16 protein-coding genes are annotated in these 14,949 nt (G+C 67.8%); 8 read left to right on the top strand and 8 right to left on the bottom strand.

The window, feature by feature from the left end; all coding sequences use genetic code 11:
- The first annotated feature begins 3 nt into the window (after window positions 1-3).
- From J2X58_RS18295 to J2X58_RS18285, 3 genes are all read left to right on the top strand, one after another.
- A complete protein-coding gene (locus J2X58_RS18295; protein WP_090055897.1) occupies window positions 4-1,383 on the top strand; it encodes a glycoside hydrolase family 125 protein in 1,380 nt (459 codons plus the stop codon).
- Window positions 1,384-1,407: 24 nt separating this feature from the next.
- Window positions 1,408-3,843, top strand: coding sequence for a GH92 family glycosyl hydrolase (locus J2X58_RS18290; protein WP_310050170.1), 2,436 nt, complete (start codon window positions 1,408-1,410; stop codon window positions 3,841-3,843).
- Between the two features lie 213 nt (window positions 3,844-4,056).
- Window positions 4,057-4,476, top strand: coding sequence for a hypothetical protein (locus J2X58_RS18285; RefSeq protein ID WP_310050168.1), 420 nt, complete (start codon window positions 4,057-4,059; stop codon window positions 4,474-4,476).
- On the opposite strand, the gene J2X58_RS18280 is transcribed toward J2X58_RS18285, so the two are convergent.
- Entirely contained in the window at window positions 4,451-4,657 is a 207-nt protein-coding gene (locus J2X58_RS18280) for a hypothetical protein (protein ID WP_090055055.1), read from the bottom strand. The genes J2X58_RS18285 and J2X58_RS18280 overlap by 26 nt on opposite strands.
- Window positions 4,658-4,805: 148 nt before the next feature.
- Here J2X58_RS18280 and J2X58_RS18275 point away from each other — a divergent pair, with 148 nt between their 5' ends.
- Window positions 4,806-5,090 (top strand): hypothetical protein, encoded by a 285-nt coding sequence (locus J2X58_RS18275; RefSeq protein ID WP_310050165.1) that lies wholly within the window; start codon window positions 4,806-4,808, stop codon window positions 5,088-5,090.
- 19 nt (window positions 5,091-5,109) lie between these two features.
- Here the strand turns inward: J2X58_RS18275 and cfa are convergent, their stop codons facing one another.
- Both cfa and crcB read right to left on the bottom strand, forming a co-directional pair.
- Window positions 5,110-6,234: a cyclopropane fatty acyl phospholipid synthase gene (gene cfa / locus J2X58_RS18270; protein ID WP_090055052.1), complete on the bottom strand. Its 1,125-nt coding sequence runs from the start codon at window positions 6,232-6,234 to the stop codon at window positions 5,110-5,112.
- A gap of 53 nt (window positions 6,235-6,287) precedes the next feature.
- The gene (gene crcB / locus J2X58_RS18265; protein ID WP_090055051.1) at window positions 6,288-6,677 is read right to left on the bottom strand and encodes a fluoride efflux transporter CrcB; all 390 of its coding nucleotides are present in this window, start codon (window positions 6,675-6,677) and stop codon (window positions 6,288-6,290) included.
- A 113-nt stretch (window positions 6,678-6,790) separates the two neighbouring features.
- Between crcB and J2X58_RS18260 the strand changes: the two genes are divergently transcribed.
- The gene (locus tag J2X58_RS18260) at window positions 6,791-8,059 is read left to right on the top strand and encodes a multidrug effflux MFS transporter (RefSeq protein ID WP_090055049.1); all 1,269 of its coding nucleotides are present in this window, start codon (window positions 6,791-6,793) and stop codon (window positions 8,057-8,059) included.
- A 113-nt stretch (window positions 8,060-8,172) separates the two neighbouring features.
- On the opposite strand, the gene J2X58_RS18255 is transcribed toward J2X58_RS18260, so the two are convergent.
- Genes J2X58_RS18255 through J2X58_RS18235 form a run of 5 tightly spaced genes read right to left on the bottom strand, consistent with a single transcriptional unit; the run spans window position 8,173 to window position 11,178 of the window.
- The gene (locus J2X58_RS18255; protein WP_310050161.1) at window positions 8,173-8,691 is read right to left on the bottom strand and encodes a hypothetical protein; all 519 of its coding nucleotides are present in this window, start codon (window positions 8,689-8,691) and stop codon (window positions 8,173-8,175) included.
- An 8-nt stretch (window positions 8,692-8,699) separates the two neighbouring features.
- Window positions 8,700-8,963 carry a cell division topological specificity factor MinE gene (gene minE, locus J2X58_RS18250; protein ID WP_090055045.1) on the bottom strand — a complete coding sequence of 88 codons (264 nt, stop codon included), beginning with the start codon at window positions 8,961-8,963 and terminating at the stop codon, window positions 8,700-8,702.
- A gap of 2 nt (window positions 8,964-8,965) precedes the next feature.
- Window positions 8,966-9,778 (bottom strand): septum site-determining protein MinD, encoded by an 813-nt coding sequence (gene minD, locus J2X58_RS18245; RefSeq protein ID WP_090055043.1) that lies wholly within the window; start codon window positions 9,776-9,778, stop codon window positions 8,966-8,968.
- 33 nt (window positions 9,779-9,811) lie between these two features.
- On the bottom strand, window positions 9,812-10,585 hold the full coding sequence (minC, locus tag J2X58_RS18240) for a septum site-determining protein MinC (protein ID WP_310050158.1): 774 nt from the start codon (window positions 10,583-10,585) through the stop codon (window positions 9,812-9,814).
- Window positions 10,582-11,178, bottom strand: a complete 597-nt coding sequence (locus J2X58_RS18235) for a GNAT family N-acetyltransferase (RefSeq protein WP_090055039.1) — start codon at window positions 11,176-11,178, stop codon at window positions 10,582-10,584. Before J2X58_RS18235 ends, minC begins: the two co-directional genes overlap by 4 nt.
- A gap of 189 nt (window positions 11,179-11,367) precedes the next feature.
- On the opposite strand from J2X58_RS18235, the gene J2X58_RS18230 reads away from it, so the two are divergent.
- From J2X58_RS18230 to J2X58_RS18220, 3 genes are all read left to right on the top strand, one after another.
- Entirely contained in the window at window positions 11,368-12,633 is a 1,266-nt protein-coding gene (locus J2X58_RS18230; protein WP_090180912.1) for a sensor histidine kinase, read from the top strand.
- The gene (locus tag J2X58_RS18225) at window positions 12,630-13,271 is read left to right on the top strand and encodes a response regulator transcription factor (RefSeq protein ID WP_090055035.1); all 642 of its coding nucleotides are present in this window, start codon (window positions 12,630-12,632) and stop codon (window positions 13,269-13,271) included. Before J2X58_RS18230 ends, J2X58_RS18225 begins: the two co-directional genes overlap by 4 nt.
- 228 nt (window positions 13,272-13,499) lie before the next feature.
- Complete coding sequence (locus J2X58_RS18220; protein ID WP_090055034.1) at window positions 13,500-14,885, top strand: polyketide cyclase; 1,386 nt, start codon at window positions 13,500-13,502, stop codon at window positions 14,883-14,885.
- Window positions 14,886-14,949 lie beyond the last annotated feature (64 nt).

Here is a 14,949-nt window from a genome sequence, read left to right as displayed (position 1 = left end):
GCGATGACCGCGACCGTGAGCATGGGTGCCTCCGCCGCCTCGCGCTTTCCCACGCAGCGCCCGCCGCTCGCCAAGCGCAAGTTCACCAGCGAGGCGGTCGAAGCGCTGATCGCGTCGACGAAGAAGAAGATCGGCGATCCGGAACTGGCGTGGCTGTTCGAGAACTGCTTCCCGAACACGCTCGACACGACGGTCGAGCTGGGCCGCCTCGACGGTCTCGAAGACACCTTCGTGGTCACCGGCGACATCGACGCGATGTGGCTGCGCGACTCGTCGGCACAGGTGTGGCCGTACCTGCCGCTGACGCCCAAGGACGAAAAGCTGCGCAAGCTGTTCCGTGGGCTGATCCGTCGCCAGGCGCGCTGCATCATGCTGGATCCGTACGCCAACGCCTTCCTTCCCGATCCGCGCGGCAAGAGCGAGCTCGACTGGGCCCAGGCCGATCACACCGACATGCGCCCCGGCGTCGCCGAGCGCAAGTGGGAGATCGACTCGCTGTGCTATCCCGTCCGCCTCGCGCACGGCTACTGGCAGACCACCGGCGACCGCGAGCCGTTCGACGAATCCTGGCGCGCGGCGACGAAGCTGATCGTCAAGACATTCCGCGAGCAGCAGCGCAAGGACGACCGCGGCCCGTACCACTTCCAGCGGACGTCGCCCAAGCCGACCGAGAGCCAGTTCCTCGACGGCTACGGCCAGCCGACGCGCCCGGTGGGCCTGATCCATGCGATGTTCCGTCCCTCGGACGACGCGACCGTCTATCCGTTCAACATTCCGGGCAACCTGTTCGCCGTCGTCACGTTGCGCCGCCTGGCGCAGATGCACGGCACGCTCTTCGGCGACCAGGTCTTCGCGAACGAATGCAACGCGATGGCCGACGAGATTTCCGCCGCGCTCGAGCAGTACGGCACGATCAAGGGCGCGCAGGGCGACTACTGGGCCTACGAAGTGGACGGCTTCGGCAACACGCTGTTCATGGACGACGCCAACGTGCCGAGCCTGCTGGCGTTGCCGTACCTCGAGTGCACGCCGCGCGACGCGCGCTACGCGCGCACCCGTGCCGCTGTGTGGAGCGCGGAGAATCCGTACTTCTTCAAGGGCAGCGCGGGCGAGGGCATCGGCGGTCCGCACGAAGGCCTGCGCATGATCTGGCCGATGTCGATCATGATGAAGGCCTTCACCACCGACGATACGGCCGAGATCCGCCAGTGCCTGCACTGGCTGAAGACGACCCATGCCGGCACCGGCTTCATGCACGAAGCCTTCGACCAGGACGACCCGAAGCAGTTCACGCGTTCGTGGTTCGCCTGGGCGAACACCCTCTTCGGCGAGCTGATCGTTCACCTCGCCGACAAGCATCCCGATACCCTGCGGCGCGTCTGACGCGTCGCCCACGCTGGAGGTTTCATGGTTACCCGTCGACGTTTTCTGCAGGGAATGGCCGCCGTCACGGCCGTCGGTCAGCTCGGCTCCCTCACCGCGCTGGCCCATGGTGTGCAGGATGGCCTGAACGCGCCATCGACCGGCGGCGGCACCGCCGGCGATGGCGTCCTGCGTCACGTCGACGTCTTCGTCGGCACGGGCGGCCACGGTCACACCTTCCCGGGTGCGACGCGGCCGTTCGGCATGGTGCAGCTGAGCCCCGATACCTATAACGCGCAGTGGGACGGCTCGTCCGGTTACCACCAGGGCGACGGGTCGATCATGGGCTTCTCGCACACCCATCTTTCCGGCACCGGCGCGAGCGACATGCTCGACTTCCTCGTGATGCCGTCGATGGGTCCCGTCCTGCTGCAGCCCGGCGATCGCGACTTCGACGGCGTGAACTACGTGTCGCGTTTCGACGCGAGGAAGCAGAGCGGCGAGAAGGCCGAGAAGGGCTACAAGACGGGCGTCAAGGGCTACCGCTCGCACTACACCGGCGAGCAGGCGCATCCCGGTTACTACCGCGCGAAGCTGACGCGCTTCGACATCCTCGCGGAGATGACCGCGACCCTGCGCGCGGGCATGCATCGCTACACGTTCGGCAAGAGCGGCGAGGCGCACCTCCTCGTCGACCTCACGCACGGCTTCGCCGACGCGATGGACAAGCCGGCCAACGTCACGGACGCCGAGCTCACGCTGGTCAACGGCGACACGCTGGTGGGCGGTCGTCGCGTATGGCAGTGGGCCGCCGGCCGCGTGATCTATTTCGCGATGAAGCTCTCGCGCCCGGTGAGCAGCGTCACGCTGTACTCCGAGGACAAGGCGCTGCCGAAGGGCACGTCCACCGCGAAGGGCGACCACCTCAAGGCCGCGCTGCACTTCGACGACGCGTCGAAGGAGCCGCTGCTGGTGAAGGTCGGCATCTCCGGCGTGGACATCGACGGCGCCATGCGCAACGTCGACGGCGAAATGCCGGGCTGGGATTTCGACGTCATCCGCGCATCCGCCGAAGCCGAGTGGGAGCAGGAGCTGTCGAAGATCCGCATCCAGTCCTCGTCGGACAAGGTCATGCGCACGTTCTACAGCTCGATGTACCACACGATGCTCGCGCCGACCGTCTTCAGCGACATCGACGGCCGTTACCGCGGCATGGACAAGGCGATCCACACGCTGCCGGAAGGCCGCCACAACTACAGCACCTACTCGCTGTGGGACACCTATCGCGCCGAGCACCCGCTGTTCACGTTGTACCAGTCCGAACGCGTGCCCGACCTCGTCGACGGCCTCGTCCGTCTGGCCGTGGAGAGCCCGAGCGGCGCGCCCGTGTGGCCGCTGCAGGGCATCGAGACGGTCTGCATGATCGGCTACCACTCCGCGGTGGTGGTGGCCGAGGCACAGGCGAAGGGCTTCACCGGCATCGATTACGCGAAGGGCTGGCCGGTGTTCCGCCGCCGGGCCATGCAGGACGACTATTTCGGCCTGCCGTACTACCGGAAGATGGGCTTCATCCCCAGCGACAAGGAAGGCGAGGCGGTCAGCAAGACGCTCGAGTACGCCTATGACGACTGGGCGGTGGCGCACATGGCCGAGGCGCTCGGTCATGCCGACGACGCGGCGCTGCTGCGCAAGCGTTCGCAGAACTATCGCAACGTGTTCGACAAGGACATGCAGTTCGTCCGGCCGCGCGCGGAGGACGGCAGCTGGATCCAGCCGTTCGATCCGATCGCGATCGGTCACTCGAAGCGCTGGCGCGACTTCACCGAATCCAACGCGTGGCAGGCGACGTTCCTCAACCAGCACGACGTCTACAACTACATGGACCTGTTCGGTGGCGCCGAGGGCTTCGAGAAGAAGCTCGACGGACTGTTCAACGCCGACCCGGTGCTGCCGGACAACGCGCCGCCGGACATCGCCGGCATGGTGGGTCAGTACGCGTTCGGCAACGAGCCGGCGCACCACATGCCCTACCTCTATGCGTACACCGGTGCGCATCACAAGACGCAGGCGCGCGTGCGCATGCTGCTCGACACGATGTTCCTGCCCGAGCCCGACGGCCTGCCCGGCAACGAGGACTGCGGCCAGATGAGCGCGTGGTACATCATGAGCGCGATGGGCCTGTATGCCGTGGACCCGGTCAGCACCAACTACGTGTTCGGCAGCCCGCTGCTCGACCGTGCCGAGGTGAAGGTCGGTGGCGGTCGCACGCTGGTGATCGAGACGAAGGAGAACGGCCCCGACCGGCCGTACATCCAGTCGGTCACCTGGAACGGGAAGCCCTGGACGAAGAGCTGGATCTCCCACAAGGACCTGACCGCCGGCGGCACGCTGTCGTTCGTGATGGGCGACAAGCCCAACGAGGCGTTCGGCAAGGCGCCGGAAGACCGTCCGCCGTCGTTCGGCGCGCCCGCGAAGGCGTGAGTGCCCGAGGCGGGTGGGGCTTTGGCCTCATCCGCCATCGGCTCGCTGCCGCGAGATCGCCGATACGATCGGCTCCCTCCAAGGCCGAGCTAGCGAAGGGTCAAACGATTTCGTCCGCGCCGTTCACGATCGGTAGACCGCCCAACCGACAATCTCACCACCGCCGGGAGGACCCGGTAGGGAGAGGGGGCTGTCATGTCGTACGCCGGGCGTATGGTCTTTCGAATGTACCTGCCGGGCGTTCTCGTCCTGGCAGCGGGCGGCATGGCCGCCGCGGGCCTGAAGGCCGCGCAGCAGATGCCGGGCGACCTCGGCACGCTTTCCCTCTACTCGAACCTTCCCGCGTGGACCTTCGGCGTCGCGCTCGTCGTCGCGCTGACGATCGGCGCGGTGCAGACGCTGCGCCTTCGCCTCTGGGACCGCGGCGCGATCGCCGGTTGCTATGTGTGCGGTTGCCTGCTCGGTTCGCCGCGCGCGGCGCGGCGGGGCCTCGGCCTCATCCGGCATTGCCTGGGCTGCGGCAAGGTCCACGGCGTTAACCACCACCGCCTGTCGCCCCACGTGGTACCCCTGGCGGTGGCCGTGAAGGACACCGCGGCCGCTCCGGTCAGGAGCGTACGTTCGTTACCGTGATGCGGTGACCGATGCGGGCCAGCAGGGCGCGCAGGCTCTCGGCGTCCTCTTCCGATGTGCCGTCTTCCAGGGACAGCCACAGCGAGTCCCCGGCCAGGTTGTGCACCTTTTCGTTGAACTCGATCTCGAGCGCGGGTTTGCCGCCGGGATGGACGACGGATACGGCGAAGTTACGTTGCACGCCCTGTGTTCCTGCTTGGGTGACTGGACCGGCATTTTACCGGGGCGGGGGAGAAAAGGGCGGTCGCGACGGGTGAGGCGTGAACCACGGCACGTTCACTCGCTCGCCACGAACGTTCGCTGCAAATGAGGGCACCGAGGAGGAACCCATGCTGCAGCTGAATCCGCCACTTCCGATGAACACGCCCAAGGGCGAAGGCTTCGCCCATTTCCTGATCGACTACGGTCCGGAATCCGACCTGTACTGGACGGTGTTCATCACCGCCACGGGCGAGATCTGGACCTTCGCCAACCGCGAGGTCCGCGCGTCGAAGAACATCACGCTCGGACGCACCGCCCCGTCGTCGCCCCGCCCGGCGCAGCCGCGACGCCCCGCCGCCGAAGGCCACGCCACGGGCGTGCTGCCCTTCAACGTGGCCGAGTCGCAGGGCTGACCTCGGGGGCTGCTCCGCGTCAGCGGGGCACCCGATAGCCGCCGGGGACGCCCTGCGGCGAGAGCGTCAGCTGCCAGAGCTGGTCGCGCCGGCTGCGGAACACGCCGGCCGAACAGCCGAGGTAGAAATGCCACATGCGCCGGAACCGTTCGTCATAATGGCCCGCGAGCCGGGGCCAGGCCGCGTCGAAATTCGCCTGCCAGGCCATCAGCGTGCGGTCGTAGTCGGGTCCGAAGTTGTGCCAGTCCTCGACGACGAAGAGGCCTTCGAGGGCGGTCGCGACCTGGCTCATGGACGGAATGACCGAGTTCGGGAAGATGTATTTCTCGATCCACGGGTCGGGACGGCCCGGCGTCCCGTTGCTGCCGATGGTGTGGAGCAGGGCGAGTCCCTCGGGGTGCAGGCAACGCCGCGCGACTTCGAACCACGATCGGTAGTTCTTTCCCCCGACATGTTCGAACATGCCCACCGAGAGGATCGCATCGAAGCGTTCGTCGAGCTCGTGGTAGTCCTGCAGGCGAATCTCGATCGGCAGGCCCTTGCACAGCTCCCGCGCGAACTCCGCCTGTTCCTTCGAGATGGTCACGCCCACGCCGCTGACGCCATAGCGCTCCGCGGCGTATTTCAGCGCCTCGCCCCAGCCGCAGCCGATGTCGAGGATGCGCTGGCCGGGCCGTAGCTGGAGCTTGCGGCAGATCAGGTCGAGCTTGGCTTCCTGCGCGTCGTCGAGGTTGTCGGCGTTGGCCCAGTAGCCGCATGAATACACCAGGCGCTTGCCGAGCATCGCCTCGAACAGATCGTTGCCGAGGTCGTAGTGCTGCCTGCCGACATCCCATGCGTGGTCGCCGCGTTGCAGGTTGAGGAACCGCGCCTTGAGGTGCGCGATCAGCGTGTCGAGGGTGCGCAGCGAGTCGTCGAGGTGCGACGAGAGCACGCGGGAGAAGAAGCCCGGCAGGTCGGGGACATCCCACCAGCCGTCCATGTACGCCTCGCCGAAGCCCAGCGACCCATGGGCGAAGACCCGGGCGTAGGTGCGGTCGTCGTGCACGACGATGTCCGTTGGGCGGTTGCCACCGAGGGTGATCCCGGCGTGCTGGAGCAGGTCCTGCGCACGTGCTTTGAGAGAAGAAGAATCATGGCTCATGGATGGATTCCTTGTGACCCTCGTGCGCCGCCCCGCGCGGCGTCGGCGCCTTGCTAGAAGTGCTTGAGTACTCCACGTGTCGCGGTGAGGCCGATGACCGTCAGCGTGATCGAACCCAGAAGGTTGACCGCGATGTGTCCGGCGAACCACGCGTACTGCCCCCGCAGGAGCAGCATCGACGCCTCGGCCGAAAACGTCGAAAAGGTGGTCAGGCCACCGAGGAAGCCGGTGGCGACGAGGAGCCGCATCTCTACGGGCAAGGCCTGGAAGTGGTCGAATAACGCCAGCGCGATGCCCATCACGAGTCCGCCGGCGAGATTCGCCGCGAGCGTTCCCAGCGGAACGGAAGGAAACAACGGGTTGAGCGCGACGGCGAGCCACCAGCGCAACCAGCAGCCGAGGGTGCCGCCGATGCCGACGGCCAGGAATCCGGTGTAGCTCACGCGACCCTCTCGTGGACATGGGTTGGACGGAGTATGGGCCGATGGCCGCCTGACCGCGAGCCGGACCCCGCAGGTATACTCACCGATCTCTCCCCGCACGGCCTTGCAGGACCATGTCCTCCGCGACCCGCGACCCGCGTCGCTATCTGCCCCTGCTGCTCGCGGCCCTGACCATGATCGGGCCGTTCTCGATCGACGCCATCTTTCCGGGCTTTCCGGACATCGGTCGCGACTTCCAGGTGAGCGCGGTCGGGCTCCAGCAGCTGCTGAGCGTGTACCTGATGGCGTACGCGGTGATGAGCCTGTTTCACGGCGCGCTGTCCGACGCCTACGGCCGCAAGCCGGTGATCGTCGTCGCGATGGCGATCTACACGGCCGCGTCCATCGGCGCGGCCCTGGCGCCGAGCTTCGCCTTCCTGCTCGGCTGCCGCGTGCTGCAGGGCCTGTCCGGCGGCGCGGGCATCGTCGTGGGTCGCGCCGTCGTGCGCGACACCATGCAGGGCGAGGAGGCGCAACGCATGATGTCGAAGGTCATGATGATCTTCGGCATCGCGCCGGCGATCGCGCCGATCGTCGGCGCCTGGCTGCTCGGGATCGACGGCTGGCGGGGCATCTTCTGGGCCTTGTCGGCGTTCACGGTGGCGCTGACGCTGGCCGTCGGGTACTTCCTCGTCGAATCGCATCCCGAGGAGCGGCGGACGGTCTTCCGGCCGAAGCCGCTGCTCGCCGGCTACGGCCGCATCGTTCGCGACCGGCCGTTCTGGCCGCTGGCGATCGCGGGTTCGATCAACTTCTCCGGCCTGTTCCTTTACGTGGCATCGGCACCGCATCTGATCCGCGATCTGCTGCACCTCGGGGCGGATGGCTTTCCCTGGCTGTTCGTGCCCGTCGTGACGGGCATGGTCACGGGCGCCTTCGTCTCGGGCCGCGTCGCGGGCCGCGTCAGCGCGATGCGCACCGTGGGCTGGGGCTACATGGCGATGCTTTCGTCGTGCGCCCTCAACCTGCTGCTCGCCGTGGTGCTCGACGCGCCGCGCGTGCCGTGGTCGACGCTGCCGCTGGCGCTGTACGGCCTGGGCGTGCAGCTGGCCTTCCCCACGCTGACCCTGCTGCTGCTCGATCGCTTCCCGGATCAGCGCGGCGGCGTTTCCTCGGTGCAGGCCTTCGGCAGCCTCGCCTTCACGGCGCTGGTCGCCGGCGTCCTCTCGCCGGCCCTGTCGGGGAACATGCTCAACCTCGCCCTCGGTTCCACCGCGATGTGCCTCATCGGCCTTGGTGCCTGGACCTGGTACACGCGCATCGAGCGCCGACGCGTGGCGCGCGCCACAGCCGTGGCGGCGACGAGCGTGCCGTCGCAGGTCGAGCGCAACGAGCCGGGTTGAGCCGGGCCGTACCGGCTCCGTAGGAGCGCGCCCTGCGCGCGACATCTTTGGGGGCCGGGCGTTGCAGGACCTGTTACCTCGTCGCGAGAAGCTGTCGCGCGCAGGGCGCGCTCCTACGAGTGGGCGTTCGTGGGCAACCCGCGCTCACGCAGGAACGCCTGCGCCTCGGGCGCATCCTGCTCGAACCACGCGCGCGTGGAACCGAGCCGATAGGTGTAACCCCAACGGTCCATGTCCTCCATAAGGCGCTCGGAGCCCACCGACGGCAGCTGCCCGGCGAGGACGATCTGCAGGTAGCAGGTGGCGTCTTCTTCTTCGATGGAATCGGTGGCGTCGGTGTGCACGAGCGCGCGCTTCGCCTCGGGCAGCACGATCAGGTGGCATGCCTCGTGGAGCAGCGAGTGCACCGGCGTGTCCGCGCGGGCGTAGACCGTGGTGCCGATGATGCCGGCCTCGGTGTCGCCCCAGAAACTGCCCGGGATCGGCTCGCCGTCGGCGACCGCGACGAGGCGCAGGCCGTAGCGGGCGAGGAGGGCGCGTGGTTCGTCGAATCCGATCTCGCCGACGCGGAGCACCGCGTCGGCGGGGTCGCTGCCGGGGACCGTGGCGGCCCCGGCGGAGGTGTCGTCCATGGCGAGGCTCAGACGACCGGCTTGCCGTCGGGCAGCGCGACCGAAAGTTCGAGCACCTCATGGCCGCTGTCGCGTTCGAGGTTGATGTTCACGGCCTCGACGTCGACGTTGACGTACTTGCGGATGACTTCGAGCAGCTCGTTGCGCAGCAGCGGCAGGTAGTCGGGGCCGCCGCGCGTCGAGCGCTCCTGGGCGACGATGATGCGCAGGCGTTCCTTGGCGACGCCTGCGCTCGGCTCGGGCTTGCGCTTCAGGAAATCGAGGATACCCATGCTCAACCTCCGAAGACGCGCTTGAGGAAGCCCTTCTTGACCGGCTCGAGGAAGCGAAGCGGACGCTCTTCGCCGAGGATGCGGGCGACGGTGTCCTTGTAGGCCGCGCCGGCGTTCGAGTTGTCGTCGAGGATCACCGGCACGCCGGCGTTGGACGCGGCGAGCACGTTCTCGGATTCCGGGATCACGCCGACGACCGAGATGCCGAGGATTTCCTCGACGTCCTTGACGCTGAGCATCTCGCCGGCTTCGACGCGGTTCGGGTTGTAGCGCGTCAGCAGCAGGTGCTGCTTGATCGGCGCCTCGCCTTTTTCGGCGCGGCGGGTCTTGCTCGCGAGCAGGCCGAGGATGCGGTCGGAGTCGCGGACCGAGGAGACTTCCGGATTGACGACGACGACGGCGTGGTCGGCGAAGTACATCGCGAGGTGCGCGCCCTTCTCGATGCCGGCGGGGGAGTCGCAGACGACGAAGTCGAAGTTTTCCTTGGTCAGTTCGTCGAGCACCTTCTCGACGCCTTCCTGCGTGAGGGCGTCCTTGTCGCGCGTCTGCGACGCGGCGAGCACGAAAAGATTCTCGTGGCGCTTGTCCTTGATCAGGGCCTGCTTGAGCGTGGCCTCGCCGTGCACGACGTTGACGAAGTCGTAAACCACACGGCGCTCGCAGCCCATGATGAGGTCGAGGTTGCGCAGGCCGACGTCGAAGTCGATGACGGCGACTTTCTTGCCCTGCATGGCGAGGCCGGTGGCGAGGGAGGCGCTGGTGGTGGTCTTGCCGACTCCGCCTTTGCCGGAGGTGACGACGATGATTTCAGTCAAGGGATGTCTCCGAGTATTGCGAGGCGGCTGTGGTCACAGCCGCGCGATCATGAGTTTTCCATTCTCGAGCCAGCATTGCACGGCCTGGCCTTCGAATTCCTTGGGCATGTCTTCGAACACGCGGTAATGCCCGGCGATCGCGACGAGTTCGGCGCGGAAGTCGGAGCAGAAGATGCGTGCCGATTCGTCACCCTGCGCGCCGGCCATGGCGCGGCCACGCAGGGTGCCGTAGATATGGATGGAGCCGTCGGCGATCACTTCGGCGCCGTTGGCGACGGTGGCGCTGACGACGAGGTCGCGTTCGCGCGCGTAGACTTGCTGGCCCGAGCGGACCGTGCCTTCGCCATGGTGTTGCGCGGTGACGGTACCGCCGGTGTCGGCGTCGTGCGTGGCGGCGGGCGCTGCGTGCACCGGCTCGCTGCGCGATGGCGCGGCGACCGCCGCCGCCGCGTCGCCCTGCGCCGGCTCGTACTGGGCGCGGAACTTGGCGATGAGCGGCAGGCCCATGCGCTCGGCGAGCGCTTCGGTCTCGCTGGTGCCGTAGGCCAGGCCGACGGGCAGCATGCCGGCGCTGCGGATGGCTTCGAGCAGGGCGTCGACCATGCCGTCGTCGGGCAGCTTCGGCAGGTGCGACAGATCGAGCACCACCGCGGCGCGCGCGAACATCTGCGGCGCGGACCGCACGCGGCGTTCCAGTTCCTCCACCAGCGCGGCGGCGTCGACGCGGCGAAGGCGCACGCAGGCGATGCCCACCTGGCCGAAGCGCAGGTCGCAGGCGGCTTCGAGGGATTCGGCGCGGGCGTTCATGCGGCCACCCCCGCGGCGTCGGCCGGGCGCCGGCGCTCGGCCAGCCAGTCGACGGCCGGCAGGCCGTCCTGCTCGAGGTAGCGCTCGCGCACGAACGGGAAGCTGGGCAGCTCGCGCGCGAGGAGGCTCACCATCGGGCCGTCGGCGCCCATCTTCTGCTGGCCGACTTCCTGGAAGCCCATGGTGCCGTGGAAGAGCACGGTCTGGTCGTTGCGGGGTTCGAGGAACACCTCGCAGGTCAAAAGTGGCACGCGTACCTCTGCATAGCTCTGCACATCGCAATAGAAGATCCGGCCCAGGCCGTGGCCACGCGATTCGGACGCGATCACGATGCGGTCGATATACACGAAGCTTTCGTAATGGGCCTGGAACCAGCGGAAGTTCGGGCTGGCGTACCCGGCGTCCTGGCGCATGGCGATGAGGAAGCCGAGGATGCGGCCGTCCTGCTCGGCCACGCGGAAGTAGTGCGCGATCTGGTACAGGTGACGCAGGCGGTCGAGGTCCGTGGCGAGGATGCCTGTGCCCGCCTCGTTGTTGAGGCTCAGCACGGCACCCAGGTCGTGCTCGCGCACGTCGCGGATGGCAAGGGCCATTCGTTGCTCCGCTGGAGTGATCTGGAAAAGCGACCCCCGGGCCGCCGAATGCGCGGCATTATGGCACGCCCGGGTCTCGCCGGGGAGCGCGCCGGGCTTGTAAAACCGTTGTAAAGCCGACGCTTGCCGGCCGCGGGCACGTGACTTCAGTCAGGTGGTGCCGGCCGCGCGAAGCCCTATGATGCGGGCATGTCCAAGGTCCAGTTCAACCACGTCCGCCTGCTTCGCTACGCGACGTACTTCGTGTTCCTGTGCGCCGGCCTGCCGCTGTCGATGCAGCGGGCCGGCTCGGGTCCGGGTGCGATCGGCGACATGGCGCTGCTGGCCTGGACCGCGTGCTACCTCGTCTTCGGCCTGGTGCACTGGCTGCTGACGAACCAGCTGGGCGCGCGCCTCAACGGCGCCACGCGCGTCGCGGTGCTCGTGATCCTCACGGGCACCGCGCTGGCGATCGGCGCGCTCAGCAAGAGCGGTGTCGGCGCCTTGCTGCTCATCATCGTCGCCACCGTGGTGCCGTGGCTGGTCAGCCTGCCGCTGGGCATCGCGTGGATGGTGGTGGCGCACGTGGCGCTGGTGCCCGTGTTCGCCGAGGTACCGGGATGGGGCGTGATCAGCGCGCTGATGCAGGCGTGCCTGTACTTCGGTTTCTCGGCGCTGGTCTTCATCGCCTCGATGGTCGCCAGCCAGCAGGCGGAGGAGCGCGAGGAACTGCGCCGCCTGAATTCCGAGCTCCGCGCCACGCGCGCGCTGCTGGCGGAGTCCACGCGCATCGCCGAGCGCATGCGCATCGCCCGCGACCTGCACGATCTGGTCGGCCACCACCTCACCGCGCTGAGCCTCAACCTCGAGGTCGCCAGCCACCTCACCAACGACGTCGCCCGCGAGCACGTGCTGAAAGCGCAGAGCACGGCGAAGCAACTGCTCGCCGACGTGCGCGAGGTGGTGAGCGAACTGCGCCAGGACGATGCGATCGACCTCACGCAGGCCCTGCGCAGCCTGACCGAGGGAGTGCCCGGTCTGGACGTCCGCCTCTCGGTGCCGCCGCGCTTCGGCGTGGAAGATCCCCGCCGCGCGCAGATGCTGCTGCGCTGCGTGCAGGAGATCCTGACGAACACCGTGCGCCACGCGAACGCCCGCCACCTCTGGCTGACGTTCCGCCACACCGGCCCCGACGAGCTCTGCCTCGACGCGCGCGACGACGGGCGCGGAAGCGGCGAGTTCCGTCCCGGCAACGGCCTGAACGGCATGCGCGAGCGCCTCGCCGAGTTCGGTGGCACGCTCACGTTCCGGACCGACCCGGCCGGCGGGTTCGCGCTGACCGCGCGCCTGCCGCTGGGCGAAGAATCCACGCTCGCCCATACGCCCGCGCGACAGCTCCTCGAGCCCGCCCCGGACGACGCGTCCGGGCAGGCGCCGCGTGCCACACTCTCCGTTCCTTCCGAGGACCTCCCATGATTTCCGTCTGCCTCGTCGACGATCAGAACCTGGTTCGCCAGGGCATACGCTCCCTGCTCGACCTCGCGGGCGACATCCGCGTGGTGGCCGAATGCGCCGATGGCGCGCAGGCGGTGCAGCAGATTCCCGTCGTGCGCCCGGACGTCGTGCTGCTCGACCTGCGCATGCCGAACATGAGCGGCCTCGAGGTCCTGCAGGCACTCGGTGCCCGCAACGAACTGCCGCCGACGATCATCCTGACCACCTTCGACGACGACCAGCTCGTGTTGTCGGGCCTGAAGGCGGGCGCCCGCGGCTACCTGCTCAAGGACGTCTCGCTCGACCAGCTCGTCGAGGCCGTCCGGACCGTCGCCGCCGGCGGGTCGCTGGTCGCCCCCATGGTCACGCAGCGGCTGCTGGCGGGCGTGGGCCGGATCCAGAACCAGTTCTCCAGCCTGGAACAGCCGGACCCTCTCACGGAGCGTGAGACCGAGATCCTGCGGCTGCTCTCCGGCGGCTACAGCAACAAGGAAATCGCCAATTCCCTGCGCGTGGCGGAGGGGACGGTGAAGAACCACGTGTCCAACATCCTCTCCAAGCTCGGCGTACGCGACCGTACGCGCGCCGTCCTGAAGGCCCTCGAACTCGGGATCGTCTGACCGATTGCGGCAGGATCGGCCGGGAGCCCTGTCACACCGGCCGAAAACCCGCTTGTGCCGGGTTGCGAAAAAGGGCAGGCAACCCAATGGCGTTCCCCGCCGCGAGCAAGTACCATCGGCTCTTTCGGCGCGGGCGAACCCCTGCCACGGGCCGATTCTTCAGGGGTGACCACCCGGCGTCCATGCCGTGCGTGGAGCCCGTTCGTGAGACGTTCGGAGAACCGTGGAATGACGCGTCTGTTAGAATTTATTGTCGCCCTCGTCATCGTCGCCGTACTCGGTGTCGTGGTCGGCGTGGCCATGCCCTCGACCGGACATGTCGAGCGCGAAATGCTGATCAGCAAGGACTTGCGCCAGGTTTACGACGTTTTCAGCAACTTCCGTCGTTTCCCCGACTACACCGTCCTGCGCTCCTTCGATCCGAAGGTGCAGTTCGAGCTGTCGGGCAAGGCCTATGGCGTCGGCTCCAAGATCTCCTGGAAGGCCGCTGACGAGAAGGTCGGCGACGGCTCGCTCGAGATCGCCTCGATCGACCCGAACTTCGCCCAGGTCACCGATGCCGGCAAGGGCACGATCGTCTGGAACGTCGACAACGCCTGGCGCGGTGACGACAAGAAGTTCACGATCAAGCTCGAGCGCACCGGCCGCAGCCAGAAGCTCGTGAAGGTGAACTGGGCCTACGACGTCTCGTACGGCTTCAACCTGATCAACCGCTTCTCGAACCTCTACATCCACGGCGATCCCGACGCGCTGATCCAGTTCAGCCTGTCGAACCTGCAGAACCTGATGGCGTCGATTCCCAACATCGACTACAGCAAGATGGTTCCGTCGATCGTCGAAACCCCGGCCAAGCCGGTCCTGCTGGTCTCCACCACCGCGCCGCGCACGCTCGACGACGTCGACACCGCGTCGGACAAGGCGATGGCCGAGATCCAGGCCGCCGCCAAGAAGCTCGGCGTGAACGTGGTCGGTCCGCGCATCACCTTCACCACGAACTGGGGTGACCAGAACTACACGTTCGACGTCGCCGCCGAGATCGACGCGACCACGCTGAAGATCAACGGCCAGGACGTCGAGCTCACCGCCGCCCAGCGTCCGGCGCTCGACGCCGCCGCTCCGGCCGAGGCTTCGACCGCCGCCGCGCCGGCCGCCGCCGATGCCGGTGCCGCTCCGGGCAGCAAGGACAAGTTCGGCCGCGTCATCGTCGACGGCAACGTCAAGGCCGTCCTGGCCTTCGGTGGCAAGGCGCTGAAGGCCGAGTGGAACGGCACGGGCGCCGGTCTCCCGCAGACCCGCCAGATGCTGACCGCGTACTCGCAGACCCACGGCTACAAGTACGACGACGTGACCTACCGCGCCTACGACATCCAGGTGAAGGCGCCGGTGAACAACAAGGGCACGATCGAGGGCTACGACGAGCAGAAGTTCGAGATCTACCTCCCGCTGCAGGGCGACAACATTCCGGACCAGACCCCGGAGCAGGAAGCCGGCATGAAGCAGCCGGGTCTTGAAGAGTCGGCTCCGGCCGGTTCCTCGACGGCCCCGGCCGCCGCGGGCACGGCACCGGCCCCGGCCGGTACCGCCCCGGCACCGGCGGGCACCGCCGCGCAGTAAGCGCCGCGCCTCGCGAGACACAGAAACCCCGCCGGCGACGGCGGGGTTTTTTTTTGCGATCGCG

Origin of the sequence: Luteibacter sp. 3190 (assembly GCF_031456385.1) — a bacterium.
Lineage (GTDB): Bacteria > Pseudomonadota > Gammaproteobacteria > Xanthomonadales > Rhodanobacteraceae > Luteibacter.
The sequence above is the reverse complement of the archived record's forward strand: the minus strand, read 5'-3'. Positions and strand labels throughout refer to the sequence as shown.